Origin of the sequence: Vibrio sp. NC2, assembly GCF_025195005.1 — a bacterium.
In the GTDB taxonomy this organism is placed as follows: Bacteria; Pseudomonadota; Gammaproteobacteria; order Enterobacterales; family Vibrionaceae; genus Vibrio; species Vibrio splendidus.
Map to the genome: position 1 here is coordinate 117,733 of NZ_JANVFC010000008.1, position 25,067 is coordinate 142,799.

Genomic DNA, 25,067 nt, shown 5'->3' on the forward strand with positions numbered 1-25,067 from the left:
TGAGTGAAGCAGGATTATAAACACCATTCAATTCTGTTTCCTAGTTTTGTGAGCCCTAGGTCAACAGAATCGAGAGGTGTCAGCAGATTGTCAGAGCAAATTTGTGCGTTTATGCACCAATAAGCTGTTGGATCTGATCGAGGATCTGGAAACCAAGTGTGTCTTTGCTATCCAGTGGCAGAGATTTATCACCGTCTTTCCAATAAAGGTGCAATTCATTACTGCTGCTGTTGAAGCCTTGTCCTTCGACAGAGACATCATTAGCACAAATCATATCGAGGTTCTTTCTTTCCAGTTTGCCGCGCGCGTACTTCTCAACATCTTGAGTTTCTGCAGCGAAGCCAACAGTAAATGGGCGACCTTCGGACATTGAGGCGACAGAAGCGACGATGTCTGGGTTCTTAACCATTTGAATGGTCATGTCGTCTTTACCGTCGACCTTTTTAAGCTTTTGGTTTGCAATGGTCTCAGGGCGGTAATCGGCCACCGCGGCGCAGCTGATGAAAATATCGTGTTGAGCTGCGTTGGCAGTAACGGCATCAAACATCTGTTGTGCGCTGTCGACATCAATGCGAGTGACCTTGTTTGGCGTCGCAAGTGAAACAGGGCCACTGATTAGAGTCACTGTTGCACCTTGTTTAGCGGCCGCTTCAGCCAGTGCATAGCCCATCTTGCCTGAGCTATGGTTAGTAATGTAACGCACCGGGTCGATGGCTTCACGAGTTGGACCCGCAGTAATCAACACCGAACGGCCAGCAAGCGGCTTAGGTTGGAAGAAGTCTTCGCAACGGTGCACGAGCTGCATTGGTTCTAGCATACGACCCATGCCGACATCACCACACGCTTGTTCGCCTGCGGCAGGGCCCCAGATTTCACAGCCACGACGTTTTAGCGTCGCGATATTCTCTTGAGTCGCCGGGTGGCTGTACATCTGTTGGTTCATTGCCGGAGATACCGCAACTGGCGCATCGGTTGCTAAAAGCAGCGTGGTCAGCAGGTCGTTGCCCATACCTGCCGTCATGCGAGCAATCAGGTCAGCGGTTGCTGGTGCTAGTAATACTAAGTCAGCCCACTTTGCTAGCTCAATGTGCCCCATGGAAGCTTCAGCCGCAGGATCAAGCAAACTATCAGACACGGGCCTTCCAGAGACGGCTTGCATGGTGAGAGGAGTGATGAACTCCTTGGCTGCATTCGTCATTACGACTTGTACTTGCGCCCCACGTTCAATTAAGCGTCGAGTCAGTTCGGCACATTTATACGCAGCGATACCACCACTAATGCCAAGTAGGATTTTTTTCCCAGCTAGGCCTTGTAGGTCAGCGTTATCCAGTTGATTAACCAATGTTTGCATGATTCTGTTCCTTAATTTCTCTGGGACTTACGATATCAGAACAAAGGATTAGTGCCTAGAAGCAGAATTCGAACAGACTTGATGCTCATCAAATTGGTGTTATCAAACTTATCAATTACACGGTTTTGCTAGCGACTCGTTTCCTTTTCTCTTTATCAAAGGATCTCTGGTGGCAAGCTCATTAAGCTGACGGATCGTATTCATGACCCTAAATAGCCTTTATATGCCTATAAGTAAGATGCCTGTTGAGTCGATGCCAAGAGAAAAGTTACTGAGTCGAGGGCCAGATTCTTTAAGTGATGCGGAGTTGTTAGCGATATTTCTTCGAACGGGCACACAAGGAATGAACGTTTTAGAGCTTTCTGACAAGTTGATCAAAGATTTTGGTTCGTTGCGCCAACTTTTTTCTGCAACCGAGACTGAGTTTTGTGCTCATAAAGGGATGGGGCAGGCGAAATATGTCCAGTTGCAGGCCGTTTTAGAGATGACGCAACGTTATTTGGCCGAAACTTTATCTCGAGGCGATGCACTCACTAGCCCAAGCCATACCAAGTTGTATCTTTCGAGTATATTGCGCGATCGCCAGCGAGAAGCCTTCTATATCTTGTTCCTAGATAATCAAAACAGGGTAATAAAGGATGAAGTGATGTTTGAAGGAACCATCGATGCCGCATCAGTTTACCCTAGAGAAGTAGTGAAACGGGCACTTCATCATAATGCAGCAGCATTAATCCTAGCGCACAACCATCCTTCTGGTGTTGCGGAGCCAAGCCAAGCAGATAGGCGAATTACACGCAGATTAACCGACGCATTGGCGCTGGTGGACATCCGAATTCTCGACCATTTTGTGGTTGGAGATGGCGAAGTTATCTCTTTTGCAGAACGCGGATGGATTTGAATCACATTTTAGGTTGTTAGTTGCGTTAAATCTGCTATCATTCCGCCCACATTTTAGAACCTTAAATCAGCTCTGATTACTCAAATAGCTGCCCTGTTCAAAAAAAGATCACGAAATCCTTAAAAAGGATCTGTTCGGGTCTTGAGCAATGCATGTCAAGTTAGTATAATACGCGACCTTTGATAGCCTTGAATGGATTTTCCATTATGGTTTTTACCTCTATTTTCAGAATTGATAGAGAGGTTCGGCCACCAAGGTTGATATCGAGCTGAAACGATTTGGAGAGACATTCATGTCCCGAGTATGTCAAGTAACTGGTAAGCGTCCAGTAACGGGTAATAACCGTTCACACGCACGCAATGCTACCAAGCGTCGTTTTCTGCCGAACCTACAAACTCACCGTTTCTGGGTAGAGAGCGAAAAACGTTTTGTTAAACTACGTCTAACTGCTAAAGGCATGCGTATTATTGATAAGAAAGGCATCGATGCTGTTCTTGTTGATATCCGTGCACGTGGCGAAAACGTTTAAGAGGAATTAAGCAATGGCTAAAGGCATTCGTGAGAAAATCCGTCTAGTATCTTCTGCTGGAACTGGTCACTTCTACACAACTGACAAGAACAAGCGTAACATGCCAGGCAAATTTGAGATCAAAAAGTTTGATCCAGTAGTTCGCCAGCACGTTATGTACAAAGAAGCTAAAATCAAGTAATTGATAGCCCCTTTGTCTCTTCTTTTATAGAAGAATAAATTAAAAACCCAGCTTATAGCTGGGTTTTTTTATGTCCAAAATTTGGGAAGCCCCATTGTTTTGAGAGGTCTAAGGTTTTTTGATAAGCCTAAGCTTTTTCGAGAAGACTAAGTGTTTTTGATAGACGTAAGTTTCATTGGCTCAATTTGGCACCTACCGCACAGACATTACACTTGCCGATGGGCTTATGTGATAGAAAATAGCGCAACATAGAAAGCATCGCCTTTTTCACGATATACTGAACACTCAATAGGTTAGATGAGCAGAATCAGATGAGATATCGTGGACGCCGATGGAACAACATACTCATGTTCAGTGTGATTGCTTTTATTGGGGTGTTAAACCTTCCAACATTGATCAAAGCTTATTTGATCGAGCCCGAACCTGAAGTTACGGTCAGCAGTCCTTATCCTTCTCTTTTAAATCCAGCAGCTGAGCTTCAAGCTTTGCACTTTGCTCATTGGTCAGTTGTGCTAGAAGACGATCATTGGGTTTATCAATTTAAAGAGACAACACTTCCTCAAGCTACCAGTGCACAAGAGTTGTCGCAGCGATGGAAAGAGCTTGTGGGTACCGAAGTCGACTCTCAAACCTATACCGACCTCTCACCACAACTGAATACCCCGCACACCATCGAGGTGTGGTATCAAGATCAAGAAGAACCACAACGCATTACCTATTATCAACTGCCTCAGTTCTGGCTGCTAAAAAACTGGAATGATCAGTGGTTGGCGGTGTCTATTGAAGAGAGCTACTTGTTTCCAAGCTTTGGCTCAGAACACTAATAGTTTTAGCAATTTATCTTGCTGAGAATGGAGTTTTCTTCCTACACTTAAATAAGAGTTCTAGATTCAGAATTAATTTTTGAGAGTAGTAACATGAAGAAGTTTACCTTTACTCTATCGACTTTTTTACCATTTTTAGTTCAGGCACACACTTTTGAAGTCAGCACTAACCTATTAGATGGTACTTATGTTGGAGAGCCTAGTTTCTACCACACTGAAAATAGCGTTGAGGGAGGCTTAGGTATTCGTTTTATATACGAATTGGAAACCTGGGATATATTTGCTAGGTACGCAATGGGGAACTCAGACTTTCGTGATTCAAAAACATATGTAGGTGGTGTTCGTTATCGGGTTAATGGTCAACATTGGATTTCTGCTGAATACAAAGGCCTGTATGCAAAAGAACAGTATGAAGTAGATGATAGAGTATTAGACCCAAACCATCAAAATGCCATCACAAATGGTGAGTGGGGGACGTTTGCTATTGCTCGTTATCAATACAATTTAGAAAGTGAGGATTACCCATTTTACTTTGGTTTTGAAGTGGCGACTGATACGACTACAACGGCCTTGGTCGAAGATGATGCGTCTATTTTGGCAGGTTACAACAATGATAAATATTTCGCTGAAGCAAAAGTTGGAGAGGAATTAATGTGGCTCTCTTTAGGCTTAACATTTGAGTTGTAAATTTATTCAGGATAGATCAGATATAATTAATAGCGTGCAATGAATGAAAAGAGAATGATATGCCAGAGTTACCCGAAGTTGAAGTAAGCCGCATGGGGATCTCGCCTCATTTAGTTGGCGAGATGATTAAAACGCTTACCTTTCGTACCCCCAAGCTGCGCTGGGATATCCCTCAAGAACTTAAGCGATTAGAAGGGCAGGTGATTCGTTCTATCTCACGCCGTGCTAAGTATCTTTTGATTGAAACCAGTATGGGAACGGCCATTGTTCATCTTGGTATGTCTGGCTCACTGCGCGTATTAGATGCCGATTTTCCTGCAGCAAAGCACGATCACGTGGATCTCAAACTCACCAATGGCAAAGTATTGCGCTACAACGATCCGCGTCGTTTTGGTGCTTGGCTATGGTCGGCTCCTAATGAAGTCCATCCTGTGTTACTTGGGTCAGGTCCAGAACCATTAACTGATGACTTCAACACTGACTACATTGCTGAAAAAGCCGCAAAACGAAAAGTCGCTGTTAAACAGTTTATTATGGACAATAAAGTGGTGGTGGGCGTGGGAAACATCTATGCCAATGAAGCACTATTTTCTTCACGTATTAACCCTTTGCGCCCAGCTAACAAGATAACTCAAGCCGAGTGGATTTTACTGACCAAAGAGATAAAACAAGTACTCGCGACTGCGATAAAACAAGGCGGCACCACGCTAAAAGATTTCGCACAAGCGGATGGTAAGCCGGGGTATTTTGCTCAAGAGCTGCAAGTCTATGGGAAAGCAGGTGAAAAATGCCCTAATTGTGAAGAGCTAATCCAAGAGTTAAAAATAGGGCAGAGGAACACGTTCTTTTGTGAACACTGTCAAAGCTAGCTGTTTTGGAAAGGTCACTTTTTGATTAATGAGCCGAGTGTAGAACTCGGCTGTGGTAACATGCTCCGTTATATTTCAAACCACTTTATCCACAAGCATATCATATGGATTTTGACCAAAACTATCGTAAGTTAACTCGCACCCTCATAGTGCTTTTTTTTACTGGCATTGCACTCTTATCGCTTTCTCGTGCAATGTTCTACTTTCAGATCGTTGACTCTTCAGAACTGATAGGTATTGAGGCGGATGTCTGGCGCGCCTTTTGGGTTGGTTTTCGTTTTGATGCTAAAGTTGTTGCAATAGGTTTTGCACCACTGTTACTTGTTGGACTTATCCTTTCTAGTTTTTCTTATCTATATCAAAAATTCATCCGGTTTATACCTAGCTACAGCGCATTGATATTTTTTCTACTTTCAGCAATGTCTATTGCCAACTATTACTACTATGTCACTTATGGGACTTATATTGATGTCTTTGTTTTTGGTCTTGTAGATGACGATACAGAGGCCGTTCTTGAGAATGCTTGGGCAGACTATCCGATATTTCGCTCTTTTCTTACCGCTATCTTCGCCGGATTGTTAGGCTATTTGGGTTCAAGTAAATTAACCACCTATTTTAATGAGAAAAAGTGGGCTGGTCGTAGATGGTGGCAAGTTGTAGTGTCAGTCGTTATGGTCATTGGGGTCACGGTGGTGATAGCTCGTGGTTCTATCGGGACGCTACCTTTGAAGCGCTATCATGCAAATGTTTCACAATACGCACCTCTAAATAATATTACCCCGAATGCGTTTATGGCACTTGATTGGGCTAAGAGTGATTATAACAAACAGTCTAGGTTCGAACCCATTTCAGCGCAATTAGTAGAAGAACAAATGATGAAGGTGTTAGGGCAATCGACACCAGTATATACGACACCAGCCAATGATTATCTAGCTTCTCATCAACCCCATGTTGTAATGGCATTAATGGAAGGGCTTGGAAACAATGTTCTCGTGGAAGATGACGCGATAAGTAATGACTTGCTGGGATCTCTAAGACCACACTTTAAGGAAGACTTTATCTTTGAACGCTTTATGGCTGGGACATCAGCCACCATAGATAGCATTGTTATGATGTTATTTCATAGCGATGTACCAACGATAAGCCACTCCAGTGTACAACGAGTCGAGTTCCCAAGTTCAGCTGTCTTGCCCTATAAAGAAGCCGGTTATGATGTCGTGTTTATATATGGTGGAAACAGCATGTGGCGCAACTTAGCGAACTACTTACCACGTCAAGGGTTTGATACGGTTTACGATGAAAACAGCATTATTAAGGCTTTTCCTGAAGCAAGAGAGGAAGCTGATACGTGGGGAGTGCCGGACGAATTCACGTTCAAGTTTGCGCGCAAGTTGCTAGATGAAGCTGACAAGCCGCTGATGATTTATATCATGACGGTGACTAACCATTCACCATTTAGAGTACCTTCAAGCTATAAACCGCAACCTGTCCAAGTAAGTAGTAGATTGAAAGACTTGCTAGGGCCAATGGAGGAGCAAGCAGAAGATTTACTTCAAGTTTATCAATATGCTAATGATTCACTGGGCAAATTTATTGATGGGGTCAAGTCATCTAGTTTAGGTAAGAAAACGGTGATTGCGGCTTCGGGAGATCATCGTGTTCGCTATCTAGCGACGGATACTATGGAAGAGTTCGGTCTTACGTTTGGTGTACCTTTCTATATGTATGTTCCGGCAGAGATTTTAGATAATACAGGTTACGAATATGATCAGAATCGAATTGGTTCACATCGAGATATCTATCCAACGCTATATCACTTTAGCTTATCGAACCAAGAATATACATCTTTAGGCGGGGAGAACATTTTATCCAAAGAAGGTGTGATTGATGTTGGCTACAACGCCTCTCGTACAATCACGAAAATGGGAGCATTTTCAAACTCTGATCCAAGCCAGTTATATCCTTGGTTTGATGATAAACAGTTAAATGAAGCAAGCTCTATTGAAAATCCAGATTTAACCTGGGCCCAAGAGTATCGCAAACTACAAAACTACTTCCTGCGCTATCAGGTCACTTCTGCCCAGGAATAACGATAATTGATAGCAGCTCTCAACCTGAGGGTTGATATCAATTAGACGTGTTTTTTACTGTGAAGCGCTTCGGCGATTATGTCTGGGACAAACTGCGTAACGTCTCCTCCATGAATGGCGACTTCTCGTACAATGGTAGATGAGATAAAAGAATGCTCTTCCGCAGGAGTAAGAAAGACACTTTCTAACCCCGGCATCAGTCTTCGGTACATATTCGTTAGACCGAACTCATATTCAAAGTCGACAGTGGTTCGTAATCCACGAATCAAAACATTCGCTTCCACTTCTTTTGCAAAGTCCACCATTAACCCGCTGAATCCTTGGGTGGTAACATTATCAAGGTGCTGAGTCACTTCTTTACAGAACTGAACGCGCTTTTCGAGAGTGAACATAGTGTTTTTACTAGGGCTCGCTGCGACAGCAATGATCACTTCATCGAACATCTTGGATGCTCGCTCAATCAGGTCAAGGTGTCCATTTGTGAGTGGATCAAAGGTACCTGGGTAAACTACACGTGATAGAGTTTTATTAGACACGATTTTTTCTCAAATAATTAATCTGTTGCAATGCTAACAAATACCCTCCTATTTCACTAATTTAGTCGGTATGATTGAGAGATAGAAATAGATGGTATGCACTGAAATGAAAAAAATTCTAGTTATTCGTAATGATAAGATTGGTGACTTTATGCTAGCTTGGCCAAGCTTTGCAATGCTGAAGTTATCGATGCCTCAATGTCGTATTACGGCTTTAGTTCCCCAATATACAGTCCAACTCGCTAAACTGTGCCCTTGGATTGATGATGTGATCGTTGATTACACAGCGAATGCAGACAAATCTCAAAAAAAAGCGTTAGTCGCTGAGATAAAATCTAGAAATTTTGATGCATCAATAAATCTATTCTCAACGACATACAATGCGCTTCTCGTCTGGAAAGCTGGAATAAAATATCGACTTGCCCCGGCAACCAAGTTCGCACAAGTATTTTATAACCGCCGAATAAAACAAAGGCGTTCTTTGTCTGAAAAAGCAGAATATCAATATAATCTAGATCTCATTAGAGCTTTTTTAAGTGATCAATCCATTCCAGTGGTTGAACCTCAAGCACCTTATTTATCTTTTCCTAAGGACGAATTGGCGCAACAGAAACAGAAGCTAACTAATTTGCTCCACCTTGATCAAAACAAACCGTGGTTATTTGTGCATGCAGGAACGGGAGGCTCGGCAAACAACCTTACGTTAGAACAGTATGCAACGATGCTGGTTGGATTAGATTATGGGCATGAACTTATTATTACCGCGGGGCCTGGAGAAGAAGAAAAAGCGCAACAGCTACTAGAACTCGTTAATAATGGTAATGGTAATGGTAATGGTAATGGTAATGGTAATGGTGTGGTCTACTCGAAAAATGATGGGTTGATTGATTTCACTCGCTCGATAGCTTGCGCTAGTTTGTTTATTGCTGGTTCAACAGGACCATTGCATATTGCAGCTGCGATTGATGTTCCGACAGTAGGCTTTTTTCCAAGCAAACGTTCATCAACGCCACTTCGCTGGTTGCCATTGAACTCTGATGGGCGTCACTTAGCCTTTTGCCCACCGAAAGGCGGGGGTGCTGAGCAAGAAGCAGATATGAGCCGTATCAGTGTAGATACGACTCTAGAAAAGCTTAATCCTTGGGCTTATCAGTACTTGTCCTGATCCAAAGATCTGCGTATTTCACAAGGGTGGAGTGCGCTGATAACACTGAAAGTAAGAAGCCTTGCTTTCCGTCTAAAAAGCCCGCTTTAATAATATACATTTTCACAAAGCAGGCGATCGCATGCCCCATGCCTTCTAAAATACTGCTTTTCTTACCACGTTTTTCTCTTTGCTCTGCCCAAGCTTTAGCGTATCCCGCAGACTTAACTAAATAATGGTGCAAATCGTTATAGGTATAGTGAATAGCATCACCAGAAAGCTCTTTTACTTTCATGTCGGCATTAATTTCAACTTTCTCATGAACGAGTGAATCATCATATTGAGTCAGTTGCGTCGGGTATAAACGTACAACACGGTCTGGGTACCAACCACAATGACGAATGTAACGGCCAAACACCCAGCTTAATCGACAGATGTTATAGAGGGTATTCGGCTCATTTTCAGCAACTGCGGCTTGGATGCTGCTTTGTAATTCAGGAGTGATACGTTCATCGGCATCAAGCCACAGAACAAAGTCAGATTCAACATATTGTTGGGCGATTCGCCTTTGTGGACCAAATCCTGGCCAATCAATATTGGTATGGAACTGATCTGTATATTTACGAGCAACTTGTTCTGTTTCATCTGTGCTACCCGAATCGAGAATAACAATTTCATTCACCCAGTCGGCGACAGTTTTCAAACAAGCATCGAGGTTTTTTGCTTCATTTTTCACTATTAAAGCAACGGCTAATGTTGGTTTTGTTGAGCTTGGCATGATGTTATTTACCTTGTGTAATTTGTTCGAAAGATTGCACAACAGATGCGACAGAAATATCTGCCATAATATGGTCGCCTTTGACCCGAGTACTCCATGGTAACGCAGAGGTAGGTTTTTTATGCTGCTGTTCAACGTGTTTTTCGTAGACACTGACGACAGAGGATAAGTTGTTGTAGGGACCGGTTCTCAAAGGGTTACTATGCCCATATAAACCTATGACAGGCGTTCCTTGAGTTGTGGCAATATGAGCGGGCCCTGAATCGGGAGCAATAACAACAGCTGCTTCTTTTAGAATAGCCGTTAGTTGTTTTAACGAGGTTTTTCCAACAAGGTTTAGAGCTGGTTGAGTCATCTTTTCTGTGATCAATTTCGCTAAGGTTACCTCTCGTTCAGCCGGAGAGCCACAAATTGCGACCTGATAACCTTGAGATACAGCGTAGTCCGCAAATTTTGCATAGCGCTCTGGTAACCAGTTGCGCTCATCTTTACTTGCTGCTGGACTAATGACAACTGTAGGGGTTGAACCTAGAGATTCTTTTGCAAACAGAGTGTCTCCTTCATTGATTGGTAAGCTCCACTCGGGCGCAGAATGCGGCACACCAAGATATTCAATAAAAGAGTAGAAGCTGTCGAGAACGTGTTGAGATTTGCTATCATTTATCTTTTTATTGGTGAATAGCCACTGAGCTTCTTTTGCTCGTTTAAAGTTAAAGCCGACCTTATACGTTGCGTTGATTCCTAGAGTGAGCAAGCTAGCTCTTAAGGCGAGTTGCATATGAACTAAAACATCAAATTTTCGACCAGATAGTTGCTTCCATACGGATTGCATTCCGGATAGCCCAGCCTTTTTATCAAATATGACCAGCTCGACGCCTTCTAGCCCTTCTAACAGTTGAGCTTCAATTTTTCCGATAATCCAGGTGACCTTCGTTGTAGGCCATTGTTTTTGCAAAGCTTGTATAGCTGCTACCGCATGGCAAACGTCACCAATCGCTGACAAACGCAAAAAACAAACAGATTCAGGTGGTTGAGAAAAAAGGGGCATAAAAAACGCTCATAAACTTAATTGTCTAAGATTATGCAGACAGCGCCGATAAATGTAAAATAGTGCTCGTTTTATACTTACCAAATAGCAGATGACTCACATATGACGACAGAAAACCAAGGAAAACCAGGAAATACCGGCCTTAACCGGATCCTGAAAGCAACGGGTTATTCCGTTCAGGGCTTAAAAGCTGCTTTCAAACATGAAGCTGCAATTCGGCAAGAATTGGTTTTGTTGTGCGCCGCGATCGTCTCGTTAGTTTGGTTAGATGTTAGCATGATAGAAGCAATTCTAATGCTGGGCGTTGTTGTGTTGGTTTTGATTATTGAGTTGGTTAATTCTGCGATAGAAGCGGTTGTCGATCGGGTTGGCGTTGAACATCATGAGCTCAGTGGTAGGGCGAAAGATATTGGTTCGGCTGCGGTATTAGTTGCATTGTTATTTGCCAGTTTCACTTGGGCTTTTATTCTGTTCAATCACTATTGGTAACAATGACTAATGATCAAAACTATCCAATCAAATAACTCTGTAATTTGGTTTGACGACCAACTATTAGAGCATCCGCCGGAGCAGATATTTGATATTAGATACTGGCAAGCTCAAAACCGTGTAATTGGCAGTGCAACCGGGCGTGGCACAACGTGGTTTGTTGATACTGGTCATCTTCCCGCAGCCTTTAGGCATTATCGACGTGGTGGGCTATTTGGAAAGGTAATTCAAGATAGCTACTGGTTTAGTGGTTGGGAAAAAACACGTAGCTTTATGGAAATGATGCTTCTTAGTGAACTGATTGAAGCGGGTGTTAATGTACCGAAACCTATTGCGGCAAGAGCTGTCAAAAGTGGAACCACATATAAAGCGGACTTGTTAAGTGAAAAAGTTGCGGATGCGACAGACCTTGTTGATATTCTATCTGGTGAGTCTATCTCTGCTGACTTGTACCGAAAGGTTGGGTATCAAATCGCCATCATGCATCAGGCAGGAGTCAATCATACCGATTTAAATATTCATAACATACTCATTGATAAATGTGAGGATGTTTGGCTCATCGATTTTGATAAATGCGGTTACGGTAAAGGAAGTTATTGGAAACAATCAAACCTTGATCGCTTGAAGCGTTCTTTTGTAAAGGAACTCAACAAGCGTCAGATACATTGGCAAGAAGAGGATTTCAATATTCTTCTTGAGGGATACAATGGTTATTCAACGAAATAATCGCTTATAAAATTAGTTAGGATAGTAAATATGTCTTTGAAACAGAGGCTGCACGCACACGGGTGGTTTATTCTCGTCAATTCTCTCGTTGCCATGTTGGTTGCGTGTCGTTATTTCTCATTTTTGCCTGAATTTCCATCTGAGCCTTTAGCGATTATTTTCATTGTAGTGTCCATCTTTGGTCAGATGACATTGATTGCAGCTTTAGTTGGTCTTATCTCTTTACCTAGCCTGCTCTTACCAAAGAGCCCGCGAAACCTCTTACAAGCAGTGATTGCTTCAATTGGTGTCGCGACACTCTTCATTGATACGATTGTTTTTGCGCAGTATCGTTTTCATATCAATGCAGTCGTTCTTGAGCTAGTGCTTTCAGGACAAATTGTCAGCTTCCCACTTATTACGTGGGTTATGGTGATTGGTGGTATCGCGTTGTTATTAGGATTCCAATGGGGTTTAATTCGTTGGTTAGAAAGTGGTGCACCAATACGTTCATACCGACTTGGGCGTAAGTTTACTTGTGTTACTTTCCTCGCTCTATTAGCAACACATAGTATCCATATCTGGTCCGCTGCTCATGCTTATCAGCCGGTTACTATGATTAAACGTTATCTACCACTTTTTTATCCAGCGACTTCAAATAGCATGATGAAAAAGTATGGTTGGATTGATGAAGAAGCCATAGCTCGACAAAAAGCATTAACATTAGATCGCAAGAGTGATCTTAATTATCCACTTTCTCCAATTAAGACACTAGATGTTGAAAAACCAGTAAATATCATGTTTTTGGTTGTTGACTCATGGAGATATGACACATTCAATGCTGATAATACTCCAGTAATGTGGAACTATGCGCAATCTGGTTTGGTATTTAACAACCATATTGCGACAGGTAATGCGACTCGTACTGGTATCTTTGGGTTGTTCTATGGTGTTCCGGGGACGTACTGGCACGGTTTCTTGGCAAATCAACAGAGCCCTGTTTTTATCGATCGCTTACAAGAGCTGAACTACGACTTGGGCATATTTACCGCAGCTCAGTTGAAGAAACCCGAGTTTGATCAAACTGTTTTTACTAATGTTAAGAACCTTCGCATTGGTTCAAAGGGTAATCGCCCTTCAGCCCTTGATGCGGATTTAACGAAAGATTGGCTTGAATGGTATGAAAACAGAGATCAATCGAAGCCTGCATTTTCATTCCTATTTTATGATGCACCACATGGTTATGACTTTCCTAAAGGCTTTGAACCTCGTTATGAGCCAATGCTGCAAGTAGTTAACTACTTGAAGTTGAATAATGAAACCAATCCTCAGCCATTCTTCAACCGCTATAAGACAAGCGTGCGCTATGTTGATACTGTTGCTGCACAGGTCTTGAACAAACTTAAGGAAACTGGCGACCTAGAGAATACAGTTGTAATTATTACGGGTGATCATGGCCAAGAATTGAATGATAACAAGCTGAATTTCTGGGGACACAACGGCAACTTTACCGATGCTCAAGTTAAGGTGCCGTTTGCTATTTTTGGACCTGGTATCAATAAATCAGATATCAAATGGTCTCCTGAAAACTTAACGAGTCACCAAGATGTTGTGCCAACGCTAATGAAGCACTATTTAGGTGTAACCAATGACATCAAAGACTACTCTGTAGGGGAAGACCTACTGAGTGACCACGTTGAAAGAGACTGGATCATCTCATCTAATTACAGTGGTTATGCGATCATCTCGGATGATCATATTCTAGAAGTTGGTGCTGGTGGTCAGTATCAATTTATGGATAAAACGAATCGTCAAGTCAAAGAGGAGCAGCCTAATTTTGCTCACCTTCAAGGTGCTCTAGAGCAGATAAGTCGATTTAGTAAGTAGCCAGTTAATTGGGGGTGAGGTACTAATTCACACCCCAATAACAAGATGAGCTTAAAACTAAAAACCTTAAGAAATAGAATCTCACGTCGATTGTGTCTCTAGTGAGATAAGGAAAATGAATGAAGTTACTTGTCACTGGTGGCGCGGGTTTTATTGGCTCTGCAGTTATCAGACATATCGTTGAAAATACATCTGACTCGGTAGTGAATGTCGATAAACTCACATATGCCGGTAATTTAGATTCTCTTGTTGATGTCGAATTTAGCGACCGTTACGTTTTCGAGCAAGTCGATATTTGCAACCGTGCTGAACTTGAACGTGTATTTGCTGAGCACAAGCCTGATGCCGTGATGCACCTGGCGGCAGAGTCTCATGTTGATCGCTCTATAGATGGTCCTGCGGCATTTATTGAGACTAATATTGTCGGTACTTACACTATACTTGAGGCGACAAAAGTCTATTGGTCTCAGTTAGCAGATGCTGAAAAACAAGCGTTTCGATTCCATCATATCTCAACAGATGAAGTTTATGGTGACCTAGAAGGCACTGATGACCTGTTTACCGAAACAACATCTTATGAGCCTTCTAGCCCGTATTCAGCTTCCAAAGCTTCTAGTGACCATCTTGTTCGCGCTTGGTTAAGAACCTATGGTTTACCGACAATCGTGACCAACTGTTCAAACAACTATGGTCCTTGTCACTTCCCAGAGAAGTTAATACCGCTCATGATTTTAAATGCGCTCGATGGTAAACCGTTGCCAGTGTATGGCGATGGTATGCAAATTCGCGATTGGTTGTATGTAGAAGATCATGCTCGAGCGCTTTATAAAGTCGCCACTGAAGGTGAAGTTGGTGAAACATACAATATCGGTGGACATAACGAGAAAGCCAATATTGAAGTAGTGAAAATGATTTGTTCACTACTAGAAGAGCTTGTACCGAATAAGCCTGAAGGTGTGAACCAATATCAAGATTTGATTACTTATGTAACCGATCGTCCAGGGCACGATGTTCGTTACGCAATTGATGCATCTAAGATTGAGCGCGAGCTCGGTTGGACACCAAAAGAGAGCTTTGAGACGGGTATTCGTAAAACTGTTGAGTGGTACTTGAACAACAAATTTTGGTGGAGCCGAGTATTAGACGGCTCGTACAGTATGGAACGACTAGGGCAGGGTAGTTAATGAAAGGGATCATTTTAGCGGGTGGCTCAGGAACCCGCTTGTATCCATTAACACGTGGTGTATCTAAGCAACTGTTACCTGTTTACGATAAGCCGATGATTTATTACCCGCTGTCAGTACTCATGCTGGCTGGTATTCGCGATATTCTGATTATCACGACACCAGAAGATCAAGATGGCTTTAAACGTCTTCTTGGTGATGGTTCTGATTTTGGTGTCTCATTAGAGTTTGCAATTCAACCTTCTCCTGATGGATTGGCGCAAGCCTTTATTATTGGTGAAGCGTTTATCGGTGATGACTCAGTTTGTTTGGTGCTTGGTGATAATATTTTTTACGGACAAGGTTTTACTCCTATTCTGCAGAAAGCCGCTAGCCGCAATGTTGGTGCTACCGTATTTGGTTATCAGGTGAAGGATCCAGAGCGCTTTGGTGTTGTAGAGTTCGATGAATCGATGCAAGCAGTGTCAATTGAAGAAAAACCACAATATCCGAAGTCGAATTATGCTGTGACTGGCCTTTATTTCTATGACAACAATGTTGTTGAATTAGCGAAAAAAGTTCAACCTTCCGAGCGTGGTGAGCTAGAAATTTCAACACTGAATCAAATGTATTTGGAGCAAGGTAACCTAAATGTTCAGCTATTAGGGCGAGGCTTTGCGTGGCTAGATACAGGGACTCACGCTAGTCTTCATGAGGCATCATCGTTTGTTCAAACTATTGAAAATGTGCAAGGATTGAAGGTTGCTTGTTTAGAAGAGATTGCTTGGCGTAATGGTTGGTTAACTGATAGTGAAGTGGTGAAGCTAGCCGCACCTATGTTAAAAAATGACTATGGGTCTTACCTAAATAACATGGTTGTGAGTGATTAAACTATTGGTCACTCTTGTAGAACCAAAGATTGGTTTCCGTTAATCGGAAACCAAATCTTGTATACAAATTCAAAGCGTGAATATTACTTGTTTGAGTGGCGACATTTAAGGTTGTACAGTTTCGTTGCTTTAGATATTGCTCGGCGACAGAGAGCAACTTCTTTCCTATTCCTTTTCCTTGATACTCAGAGCCAACACCAATCAAGCCGATTTGTGCGTAATCCGAGAACTCTTTAAGGGTTACGAAGCCGCATATCTTATCTTCTTCAGCAATCATCAAACAGCAATCATCAAATGTGCCGTATACCGCTTTAGTTAGCCACTCTTTATAAAACCTATCTCTATCTTGTGTCGCAAACCAAGGTGCTTTGAAGCGGCTGATCTGGTACATGTTATCAAGCATAGTTAAGAGTTTAGGTAACTGTTCTTGAGTAGCCATTTGAAAGTCTATTTCAGAATCATTTGAATGGATATCTTTGGTCAGCTGAACATCACCGTCACAATATACAAACCCATGATTTTGAAGCACTTCGATTTTTGTATGTTCTAAAGAACCAACGCGAGTCGTAATGAGGTCGTAACTGTTTGCGGAAGCGAGTTGAGTCTTTTCAATACCCCACTGAACATCACCAATTTTTTTGCTAAAAAACTGAGAGTCCCATTCACGCAGTGAAAAGTGATATACGTTAGAGATGTTTGTTTTCATTATGATTAGGTTTATGCCAGCATAGTTAGATGCTGTTATAATAGCAGTTATTAATATCGTTTTTCACGAGTTATGCGTTGATAAACTCAACACCCATTATGAGTAGTATAATTATGATCCCTTTTAATAAGCCCCCTGTGACTGGTCAAGAGATTCAATATATACAGGAAGCTTTATCAGGAAGTAAGTTGTCAGGAGACGGTTACTTCGCAAAAAAATGCGAGCAGTGGTTTGTTGAAAAAACCGGTTGTGTAAAGTCTCTCTTAACGCCTTCATGTACTCATGCTCTAGAACTTGCTGCACTTCTCATTGATGTTCAGCCTGGTGATGAGATCATCATACCAAGCTATACCTTCGTGAGCACTGCCAATGCGTTTGCTCTACGTGGTGCAAAAATTGTATTTGTCGATATTCGCCCGGATACAATGAATATTGATGAAAACCTTATCGAGCAAGCCATTACGTCAAGAACTAAAGCGATTGTACCTGTTCATTACGCGGGTGTGGCGTGTGAAATGGATACGATCATGGCGATTGCAGACAAGCATTCACTCTATGTGATCGAAGATGCTGCCCAAGGTGTGATGTCCACTTACAAAGGAAGATCGCTAGGCTCGATTGGTCATTTAGCTGCGTATAGTTTTCATGAAACTAAAAACTATACCAGTGGGGGTGAAGGCGGTTTACTGCTTATTAATGATGAAAAGTTGGTAGAACGAGCAGAAATAATTCGTGAAAAAGGCACAAATAGAAGTCAGTTCTTTCGAGGTATGGTTGATAAATACACGTGGGTTGATATTGGGAGTAGCTTACTACCAAGTGAAATTCAATCGGCTTATCTTTGGGGACAACTTACATTAGCTGATGAAATAAACCAAAAGCGTTTGTCAGTCTGGAATAATTACTATAAGGCTTTGCAGCCCTTGGCAAATTCTGGGGTTATCGAGTTACCTCTGATTCCAGTAGATTGTGTACACAACGCACATATGTTTTACATTAAATTAAACGACTTAACTCAGCGTGAAACGTTAATTAATGAGCTCAGCCGTCACGGTATAATGGCAGTCTTTCATTATATACCGTTACATTCATCACCAGCAGGGGTAAAACTTGGAAGGTTTGATGGTCAAGATCAGTTCACAACCCAGGAAAGTGAAAGATTGCTGCGCTTACCACTGTTTTATTCTTTGACAGATGAAGAGCAAACACTGGTCTATCAAGAAATCATTAACATCCTATCGGAGTCAAAAAAGCAATGATGTTTAAAGACCAGAACGTATTTTTTATTACTAAGAGCGACCGCTTTTTCTATCTTTATGCTGACGCTCTGATTAATAAGGCCAGCATTGCACCTGAGTGCATTAAAGTTGTAGTTTTTGACTGTGTGGATAATGGAAGTATTGATAAAGTTCCGGGTGTTGATTACCTCAACTATGATGAGAAAACCTTAAGCTCGCTTGACGAGGCTCGAACCATTACGTTCATGTCTTTAAACCAAGTCAATTCAACGATGGTAAGAAACGTTATTGATTACTCGGCAGCCCTTCTGAAAAAAACGTATATATTCCTTACAGATGACGAAATTGATCGTTGGCATCGTAGTATCGATAAACACGGTAAAATTGTACCGTCGAAGAAGTTGGCGATTGCGAAAAATGATATATATGTCTCTGAGCGTATTATTAATTTTATTGGTCATGAAAAGACGTTTTATACGAGAGTTACAACGGCACTTGGGAGAACTGATATTGAGTTCATTAATGCTGGTGTGATTTTTGATACTTTATCTAGCCATATTATAACCCCCCTTAATGACGCGATATTAAAGAGTGAACTGTCGGCAGGAAAAGAGCAAAAAATCCTTATTGGAACAAAACAAAAATCATTTAATTTAAATGAAATTAAATCGATTTTGCTTTCACTTTGTCGATATAACGCAGGAGACAGTCACAAAATACTCCTTATGTGGCATAAGAAGCACAGGAAGCAGAGAATGTTACTTGACCTGTATATCACATGGTTGCGTCATATAAAAAGGCAAACGATAGATATCTCTTACGTTACTGCTTTATCTCCTGTTGCATATACTAGCCTTATCTCGTCATGTTCACATATTGTACTCCAGCGCCGAGGTGGAGCGAGTACGGTTCGTTCTTATCTGAAATTAGGTAAAGGTATTATTTGTGTCCCAACAAACTCTGAGAATGAACTTGGATTTAAAGATGCATTAGGTCTAGATATCGTTAGTTTTGAATCTTCTGATGAATTAATTTTAGGAATGTTGAACTCACAGATAGATGTTCAATTGAATGCGGGAAAAACCATAGCGGAAGAAAAACGCTCGATAGATGTGTTAAGAAAACTTTATTTTTCATAATGGTTTTTAGCTAAAATGACTATTTAAATTTTGTCTATAGAATTAATAAGTGGATGATGTAATTATTATATCTACCTAGGATATATCGTTTTCCAATAATTCCGATCCATTTCAGGATTGTTAATGACAGGGATTATATACAATAGTTTGAATTAACTAACTTTTTATTTGTAAAATATATCGTTCAAGAGTTCGTCATATGTCGTCCGCATTGATTTTTTACTTGCACAAGAAGATGCGTCCAGATGCGTATCATGAACACCGTATTCTAATCACCGAACCCTAATAAGATCTAGGTCTCTACCCAAGGGGAAATTGATATTGCAATGCGATATCATGCAAAAGTGGTAAATCCTGATCGATCAGCATGAGATTTGTAAGATCACTTACGTGGTTTCTGCGGAAAGGATGGATTAAGCTTGTCGATGTACTTTACCACGCACGCATATTTTTGATTATTCTGAACAGTGAATTCAGGATTCACCCTAGATAAGTATTTGCGTAAAATGATCCAGCCCTGTTTAATTGTTTTTTTACAGGAACTGAGGTTTCGTCATTCGTAACCTTAGTTTAAAATCCTACTATGATTAACAAAAGTAGCCATATATGAATTCAATTCTGCCTCTCATCGGTCGTACCGATGCTTTGTTTACTCAGGACATTGGTCAGCATGAAGCTGAGCTATCTCGCATTGTTTCTGAATCTCGCTTTCTTGTTTTAGGTGGCGCTGGTTCGATCGGCCAAGCTGTAACAAAAGAGATCTTTAAACGTAGCCCTAAGAAGTTGCATGTTGTTGATATCAGTGAAAACAATATGGTTGAAGTGGTACGAGATATTCGTAGTTCTTTTGGTTACATCAATGGTGACTTCCAAACATTTGCTCTAGATATTGGTTCGATTGAGTATGATGCGTTTATTAAAGCTGATGGACAATATGACTATGTATTGAACCTATCGGCACTTAAACATGTCCGTAGTGAAAAAGACCCGTATACACTAATGCGTATGATCGATGTGAATGTGTTTAATACTGACAAGACCATTCAACAGTCTATCGATGCAGGTGTGAAGAAGTACTTTTGCGTATCGACAGATAAAGCGGCAAATCCAGTGAATATGATGGGAGCATCAAAGCGTATTATGGAGATGTTCCTAATGCGTAAAAGTGAAGAGATGGCTATCTCGACAGCACGTTTTGCTAACGTGGCATTCTCTGATGGTTCCCTATTACACGGCTTTAACCAACGCCTATTGAAAAACCAACCTATCGTGGCGCCAAATGACATTAAACGCTACTTCGTCACGCCTCAAGAGTCTGGTGAGTTATGCTTAATGTCGTGTATTTTTGGTGAAAACAGAGACATCTTCTTCCCTAAACTTAGTGAAGCGCTTCACTTAATCTCATTTGCAGATATTGCTGTGAAGTACCTTGAGCAACGCGGTTACGAACCTCATCTTTGTGAAAGCGAAGATGAAGCCCGTGAGTTGGCGAAAACACTTCCATCACAAGGCAAGTGGCCTTGTTTGTTTACGTCTAGTGACACTACTGGTGAGAAAGACTTTGAAGAGTTTTTTACCGATAAAGAAACACTCGATATGGAGCGTTTTGCAAACCTAGGCATTATTAAAAACGACCCTTTGTATCAGCAAGAGTTACTGAATTTATTTGAAAGTACAATTGGTCAAATGAAATCAGATCGAGAGTGGAGCAAAGAGCAAATCGTCGAGCTATTCTTTACCATGATTCCTGACTTTGGACACAAAGAAACAGGCAAATATCTAGACAGTAAAATGTAGGAGAGAACATGAAACCTGCATCATTAGTTGAATTTGTTCGTGATACTTACCAAACCAATGAGTTTGTTCCTTTGCATGCGCCAACATTCAATGGCAACGAGAAAGCTTACGTCACAGAAACCATTGAGAGTACGTTTGTCTCAAGTGTTGGTAAATTTGTGGATCAGTTTGAATCGAAGATTGAAGCTTACACCGGAAGTGCTAAGGCGGTAGCTGCTGTCAATGGCACTGCAGCTCTACATGCAGCACTCTATATGGCGGGCGTACAACGCGGTGATTTGGTTGTTACACAAGCTTTGACCTTCGTTGCGACTTGCAATGCCCTGTATCACATGGGTGCAGAGCCAATTTTTGTTGATATATCTCCGGTAAGCTTAGGCTTGTGCCCTAAAGCGGTTGACCACTATCTAACACAACACGCTGAGTTGACTGAAAAAGGTTGTATCCATAGACAAACAAGACAACGCATCCGCGCTGTGGTTCCGATGCATACTTTCGGCCACCCTGTCGAACTCGATGAGTTAGTCGCCGTATGTTTAAAGTGGCAACTGGTCTTAGTGGAAGATGCAGCAGAAAGTTTGGGCTCTTTCTATAAAGGCCTACATACAGGTACATTCGGTGATTATGCTGCGATCAGCTTTAATGGCAATAAAGTTATTACAACCGGTGGCGGTGGTATGGTTCTGTGTAAAACTCAAGAGCAGGGTGCTCGTACTAAGCACGTGACCACGACAGCTAAGGTCCCACACCCTTTTGAGTTTTATCATGATGAGCCTGGCTTCAATTATCGAATGCCAAATTTGAATGCCGCATTGGGTTGTGCACAAATGGAAGTGCTCGAATCATACCTAGTTCAGAAGCGCCAATTGGCTGAACAATACCAACATTTTTTCTCAGGTTCAGAATTTACATTCGTGACAGAGCCAGAATACGCGACATCGAATTATTGGCTGAATGCGATTATTTGCCCAGACACAGCATCACGAGCACAAATTTTGGAAGAAACCAACTCTGCGGGTGTCATGACGCGTCCTATTTGGCAGTTGATGCATCGTCTTCCTATGTTCGAGAACGCATTGCGTGGTGACTTGACGCAGTCTGAGTTTATTGAAGCGCATTTGATCAACATTCCGAGCACACCCATTCAACTGTCTAAAGGCGCTTAATGGAAAACAAAATTCAGAAAGTAGCGGTTTTTACTGGAACAAGAGCAGAGTATGGTCTGCTCTTTTGGCTTTTGAAAGATATTCAAAGTGATCCCGATTTAACACTGCAGCTTCTCGTTTCGGGGATGCACCTTTCGCCGGAGTTTGGGGAGACCTATCAGCAGATAGAAAAAGATGGATTTAAGATTGATGAAAAAATTGAAATCCTGCTTTCGTCTGATTCTGCCGTAGGAACAGCTAAAAGTATGGGCCTTGGTGTCCTTGGATTTTCGGACTCTTTAGCTCGTCTACAGCCTGATGTATTGGTTATACTTGGCGATCGCTTTGAGGCATTAGCCGCTGCTCAAACGGCGATGATTTTGCGTATTCCTATTGTTCACTTGCATGGTGGTGAAATTACAGAAGGCGCATACGATGATGCGATTCGTCATGCAATTACCAAACTGAGCTACCTGCATGGTACGTCGACAGACGAATATCGTCAGCGCGTGATTCAATTGGGTGAGGCACCTGAGCGAGTAAGAAATGTCGGTGCAATAGGCCTTGACCACCTTAAACGTGCTGACTTCATGTCATTGGGCGAGTTGGGGGAATCTCTCAACTTTTCTTTGACTAAACCGTTTTTCTTGGTGACTTATCATCCGGTGACACTCGGCAATGAAGCACCTGAAGAGGCATTCCAAGCTTTATTGGATGCTTTAAACTGTTTCCCAGAGCATCAAGTTATCCTCACTTACCCAAATGCTGATGATGGTGGTCGCCGCATTATCCCAATGCTAGAAGCTTACGCCGCGAGCCAACCTGATCGCGTATTAGCAATTCCTTCGCTTGGGCAAGTGCGTTACCTCAGTGCAGTTAAATATGCAGCGGCTGTGATTGGCAACTCTTCTAGCGGTATTATTGAAGTACCGGCATTTGATGTTCCCACTGTTAATATTGGATCTCGCCAGAAAGGTCGCTTGGCAGCAAAAAGCGTGCTGCATTGTGAGTCGAACAGAGCTGATATTGAGCGAGCTATCAGATCTGCGAATGAACGTGAGTATAAGGAAACTGTGGAAGAGATAGAGAATCCGTACGGACAAGGAAACACCAGTGAAAAAGTGATCGAGATGATCAAAACTCTGGATTTCAATCCATGCAAAACCTTCCACGATTTACCAAACTGAGAGCTATACATTTAGCTTTTAGTAACAAATAACGAAAGAGAGAGCGGTATGACTCTGATTATTGCCGAAGCAGGCGTAAACCATAATGGTGATGAAAAACTGGCATTTGAGCTTGTTGATGCAGCCTATCAAGCGGGTGCTGATATTGTAAAGTTTCAGACGTTTAAGGCAAAAAACCTGGTAACTGAAGACGCGAAACAGGCGGAATATCAGGTTACCAACACGCAGAAACAAGAGTCGCAATTAGCTATGCTTAGTCGCTTAGAGCTCTCTTATGATGCTCACCATCAATTGGTTAAGCATTGTGAGCAACTCGGTATTGAGTTTTTATCAACCGCTTTTGATTCAGAAAGCCTAGATTTTTTAGTGAACGATCTAGGGTTAACTCGCTTGAAGTTGCCTTCTGGTGAACTTACTAATGCCCCTCTCGTACTAGAACATGCTCGAACAGGGTGTGATTTAATTGTCTCCACTGGTATGGCGACACTATCGGAAATCGAAATCGCGCTGGGTGTGATTGCATTTGGTTACACTGCTGGTGACAACGACATACCTTCAGTACAGGCCTTCCAGGAAGCTTATGCCTCTGATAAAGGTCAACAAGCGCTTAAGAGTAAGGTCACAATCTTGCACTGCACGACTGAATACCCAGCACCAATGGAAGAGATTAACCTTAAAGCAATGGACACTTTAGGTCGTGCGTTTGACCTACCTGCAGGTTATTCAGATCACAGTCAAGGTATTACGATTCCTATTGCAGCTGTCGCTTGCGGTGCGGTGTTGATTGAAAAGCACTTTACGCTAGATAACAACATGGAAGGACCGGATCACAAAGCTTCTCTTGAACCTCAAGACTTAACGGCCATGGTCAGCGCAATTCGACAGGTCGAGTTGGCATTAGGAAGTCGCGTAAAAACACCAACGGTATCAGAAGTGAAAAACAAAGCGGTCGCAAGGAAAAGCCTGGTCGCTGCGTGTGATATTGCCGAAGGTGAGGAGTTTTCGTCAGAAAATATCACCATTAAGAGACCGGGTCATGGCATGTCACCTTATCGCTATTGGGATATGCTTGAACGCTCTTCTTCTAAAGCTTATCAAGCCGGAGAGCTGATCTTTGAATAATGCTGCTTCTATGTTGCCTATTGTGCTCATTGGAGGCGGAGGACATGCGAGCGTGCTTGCAGACATATTGCTTCGCCAAGGGCGTGAGATAGTTGCGGTGATTTGTCCTGATGATGTCTCCCAGCGTAGGGTTTTCTCGGGGATTAAGCAGTTTATCAAAGATAGCGACGTAGAACAGTTTTCTCCCAATGACGTTAGACTCGTGTTGGGTGTTGGCGCGATGCCTAAATCTAATTTTCGGGAAAAAATAGCGAGCTACTTCATTGAATTAGGCTATCGATTTGAAAACGTAATTGCTGAAACTGCATTTGTCTCTGAGTATGCAACTATAGAAAATGGTGTTCAAATTATGGAAGGAGCCGTTATACAAACCGGTGCGTTCATAGGGCAACATAGCATTATCAATACAAGTGTGCTTGTAGAGCATGACTGCCTGGTTGGCGCCTACAACCATCTTGCTCCTAAAGCGACTTTGTGTGGTCAAGTAGAAACCCAACATGGTTGTTATATAGGAGCGAATGCGACTGTGATACAAGGTATCACTTTAGGTGCGTTCTCAATTGTTGGAGCGGGCGCTATTTTAACGAAGCCCCTACCATCGCAAAGCATATGTTATCCTTTTAGAAGCATAATCAAGCCATATTAGCTTGCTGTAAATTACCAA

General features: G+C 42.1%; 25 protein-coding genes. 20 read left to right on the forward strand and 5 right to left on the reverse strand.

Annotated elements, in window-relative coordinates:
• Positions 1–109 precede the first annotated feature (109 nt).
• Positions 110–1,351: a bifunctional phosphopantothenoylcysteine decarboxylase/phosphopantothenate--cysteine ligase CoaBC gene (gene coaBC, locus NX845_RS12830; RefSeq protein ID WP_065606507.1), complete on the reverse strand. Its 1,242-nt coding sequence runs from the start codon at positions 1,349–1,351 to the stop codon at positions 110–112.
• Between the two features lie 223 nt (positions 1,352–1,574).
• Between coaBC and radC the strand changes: the two genes are divergently transcribed.
• The 7 genes from radC to NX845_RS12865 all read left to right on the forward strand — a co-directional run bounded on the left by radC (position 1,575) and on the right by NX845_RS12865 (position 7,429).
• Positions 1,575–2,249 carry a DNA repair protein RadC gene (gene radC, locus NX845_RS12835; protein WP_026012282.1) on the forward strand — a complete coding sequence of 225 codons (675 nt, stop codon included), beginning with the start codon at positions 1,575–1,577 and terminating at the stop codon, positions 2,247–2,249.
• 292 nt (positions 2,250–2,541) lie between these two features.
• Positions 2,542–2,778, forward strand: a complete 237-nt coding sequence (gene rpmB, locus NX845_RS12840) for a 50S ribosomal protein L28 (protein WP_004728407.1) — start codon at positions 2,542–2,544, stop codon at positions 2,776–2,778.
• 13 nt (positions 2,779–2,791) lie between these two features.
• The gene (gene rpmG, locus NX845_RS12845; RefSeq protein ID WP_002535344.1) at positions 2,792–2,959 is read left to right on the forward strand and encodes a 50S ribosomal protein L33; all 168 of its coding nucleotides are present in this window, start codon (positions 2,792–2,794) and stop codon (positions 2,957–2,959) included.
• A 311-nt stretch (positions 2,960–3,270) separates the two neighbouring features.
• Positions 3,271–3,783, forward strand: a complete 513-nt coding sequence (locus tag NX845_RS12850; protein ID WP_260256863.1) for a hypothetical protein — start codon at positions 3,271–3,273, stop codon at positions 3,781–3,783.
• A gap of 93 nt (positions 3,784–3,876) precedes the next feature.
• The gene (locus NX845_RS12855; protein WP_065682042.1) at positions 3,877–4,470 is read left to right on the forward strand and encodes a hypothetical protein; all 594 of its coding nucleotides are present in this window, start codon (positions 3,877–3,879) and stop codon (positions 4,468–4,470) included.
• 59 nt (positions 4,471–4,529) lie between these two features.
• Positions 4,530–5,339 (forward strand): bifunctional DNA-formamidopyrimidine glycosylase/DNA-(apurinic or apyrimidinic site) lyase, encoded by an 810-nt coding sequence (mutM, locus tag NX845_RS12860; RefSeq protein WP_017086938.1) that lies wholly within the window; start codon positions 4,530–4,532, stop codon positions 5,337–5,339.
• Positions 5,340–5,443: 104 nt separating this feature from the next.
• Positions 5,444–7,429, forward strand: coding sequence for an LTA synthase family protein (locus tag NX845_RS12865; RefSeq protein WP_065682043.1), 1,986 nt, complete (start codon positions 5,444–5,446; stop codon positions 7,427–7,429).
• Positions 7,430–7,470: 41 nt separating this feature from the next.
• Here the strand turns inward: NX845_RS12865 and coaD are convergent, their stop codons facing one another.
• Positions 7,471–7,965: a pantetheine-phosphate adenylyltransferase gene (gene coaD / locus NX845_RS12870; RefSeq protein ID WP_065682044.1), complete on the reverse strand. Its 495-nt coding sequence runs from the start codon at positions 7,963–7,965 to the stop codon at positions 7,471–7,473.
• A 106-nt stretch (positions 7,966–8,071) separates the two neighbouring features.
• On the opposite strand from coaD, the gene NX845_RS12875 reads away from it, so the two are divergent.
• The gene (locus NX845_RS12875; RefSeq protein ID WP_065682045.1) at positions 8,072–9,130 is read left to right on the forward strand and encodes a glycosyltransferase family 9 protein; all 1,059 of its coding nucleotides are present in this window, start codon (positions 8,072–8,074) and stop codon (positions 9,128–9,130) included.
• Here the strand turns inward: NX845_RS12875 and NX845_RS12880 are convergent.
• Both NX845_RS12880 and NX845_RS12885 read right to left on the reverse strand, forming a co-directional pair.
• Positions 9,099–9,887 carry a glycosyltransferase family 2 protein gene (locus tag NX845_RS12880; RefSeq protein WP_017086934.1) on the reverse strand — a complete coding sequence of 263 codons (789 nt, stop codon included), beginning with the start codon at positions 9,885–9,887 and terminating at the stop codon, positions 9,099–9,101. The genes NX845_RS12875 and NX845_RS12880 overlap by 32 nt on opposite strands.
• Before the next feature lie 4 nt (positions 9,888–9,891).
• Positions 9,892–10,935 carry a glycosyltransferase family 9 protein gene (locus NX845_RS12885; protein ID WP_017086933.1) on the reverse strand — a complete coding sequence of 348 codons (1,044 nt, stop codon included), beginning with the start codon at positions 10,933–10,935 and terminating at the stop codon, positions 9,892–9,894.
• 102 nt (positions 10,936–11,037) lie between these two features.
• On the opposite strand from NX845_RS12885, the gene NX845_RS12890 reads away from it, so the two are divergent.
• The 5 genes from NX845_RS12890 to rfbA all read left to right on the forward strand — a co-directional run bounded on the left by NX845_RS12890 (position 11,038) and on the right by rfbA (position 16,069).
• On the forward strand, positions 11,038–11,424 hold the full coding sequence (locus NX845_RS12890; RefSeq protein WP_065682046.1) for a diacylglycerol kinase: 387 nt from the start codon (positions 11,038–11,040) through the stop codon (positions 11,422–11,424).
• A gap of 9 nt (positions 11,425–11,433) precedes the next feature.
• Positions 11,434–12,150 (forward strand): 3-deoxy-D-manno-octulosonic acid kinase, encoded by a 717-nt coding sequence (locus tag NX845_RS12895; protein ID WP_017086724.1) that lies wholly within the window; start codon positions 11,434–11,436, stop codon positions 12,148–12,150.
• Positions 12,151–12,180: 30 nt separating this feature from the next.
• The gene (locus NX845_RS12900; protein WP_017086723.1) at positions 12,181–14,016 is read left to right on the forward strand and encodes a DUF3413 domain-containing protein; all 1,836 of its coding nucleotides are present in this window, start codon (positions 12,181–12,183) and stop codon (positions 14,014–14,016) included.
• 119 nt (positions 14,017–14,135) lie between these two features.
• Positions 14,136–15,200 (forward strand): dTDP-glucose 4,6-dehydratase, encoded by a 1,065-nt coding sequence (rfbB, locus tag NX845_RS12905; protein WP_065682047.1) that lies wholly within the window; start codon positions 14,136–14,138, stop codon positions 15,198–15,200.
• Entirely contained in the window at positions 15,200–16,069 is an 870-nt protein-coding gene (rfbA, locus tag NX845_RS12910; RefSeq protein ID WP_017086721.1) for a glucose-1-phosphate thymidylyltransferase RfbA, read from the forward strand. Before rfbB ends, rfbA begins: the two co-directional genes overlap by 1 nt.
• 1 nt (position 16,070) lies before the next feature.
• Here the strand turns inward: rfbA and rffC are convergent, their stop codons facing one another.
• Entirely contained in the window at positions 16,071–16,775 is a 705-nt protein-coding gene (gene rffC, locus NX845_RS12915; protein WP_017086720.1) for a dTDP-4-amino-4,6-dideoxy-D-galactose acyltransferase, read from the reverse strand.
• Positions 16,776–16,888: 113 nt separating this feature from the next.
• Between rffC and rffA the strand changes: the two genes are divergently transcribed.
• From rffA to NX845_RS12950, 7 genes are all read left to right on the forward strand, one after another.
• Positions 16,889–18,034 (forward strand): dTDP-4-amino-4,6-dideoxygalactose transaminase, encoded by a 1,146-nt coding sequence (rffA, locus tag NX845_RS12920; protein ID WP_065682048.1) that lies wholly within the window; start codon positions 16,889–16,891, stop codon positions 18,032–18,034.
• Entirely contained in the window at positions 18,031–19,152 is a 1,122-nt protein-coding gene (locus NX845_RS12925) for a hypothetical protein (RefSeq protein WP_065682049.1), read from the forward strand. Before rffA ends, NX845_RS12925 begins: the two co-directional genes overlap by 4 nt.
• 606 nt (positions 19,153–19,758) lie before the next feature.
• Positions 19,759–20,949 (forward strand): UDP-N-acetylglucosamine 4,6-dehydratase, encoded by a 1,191-nt coding sequence (locus tag NX845_RS12930; protein WP_017086717.1) that lies wholly within the window; start codon positions 19,759–19,761, stop codon positions 20,947–20,949.
• A gap of 8 nt (positions 20,950–20,957) precedes the next feature.
• Positions 20,958–22,115, forward strand: a complete 1,158-nt coding sequence (locus NX845_RS12935) for a LegC family aminotransferase (RefSeq protein WP_260256864.1) — start codon at positions 20,958–20,960, stop codon at positions 22,113–22,115.
• Entirely contained in the window at positions 22,115–23,281 is a 1,167-nt protein-coding gene (neuC, locus tag NX845_RS12940) for a UDP-N-acetylglucosamine 2-epimerase (protein WP_260256865.1), read from the forward strand. The genes NX845_RS12935 and neuC overlap by 1 nt, the downstream gene beginning before the upstream one ends.
• 48 nt (positions 23,282–23,329) lie before the next feature.
• On the forward strand, positions 23,330–24,403 hold the full coding sequence (gene neuB, locus NX845_RS12945) for an N-acetylneuraminate synthase (protein WP_260256866.1): 1,074 nt from the start codon (positions 23,330–23,332) through the stop codon (positions 24,401–24,403).
• Positions 24,396–25,049 (forward strand): acetyltransferase, encoded by a 654-nt coding sequence (locus tag NX845_RS12950; protein ID WP_017086713.1) that lies wholly within the window; start codon positions 24,396–24,398, stop codon positions 25,047–25,049. The genes neuB and NX845_RS12950 overlap by 8 nt, the downstream gene beginning before the upstream one ends.
• Positions 25,050–25,067: the final 18 nt, after the last annotated feature.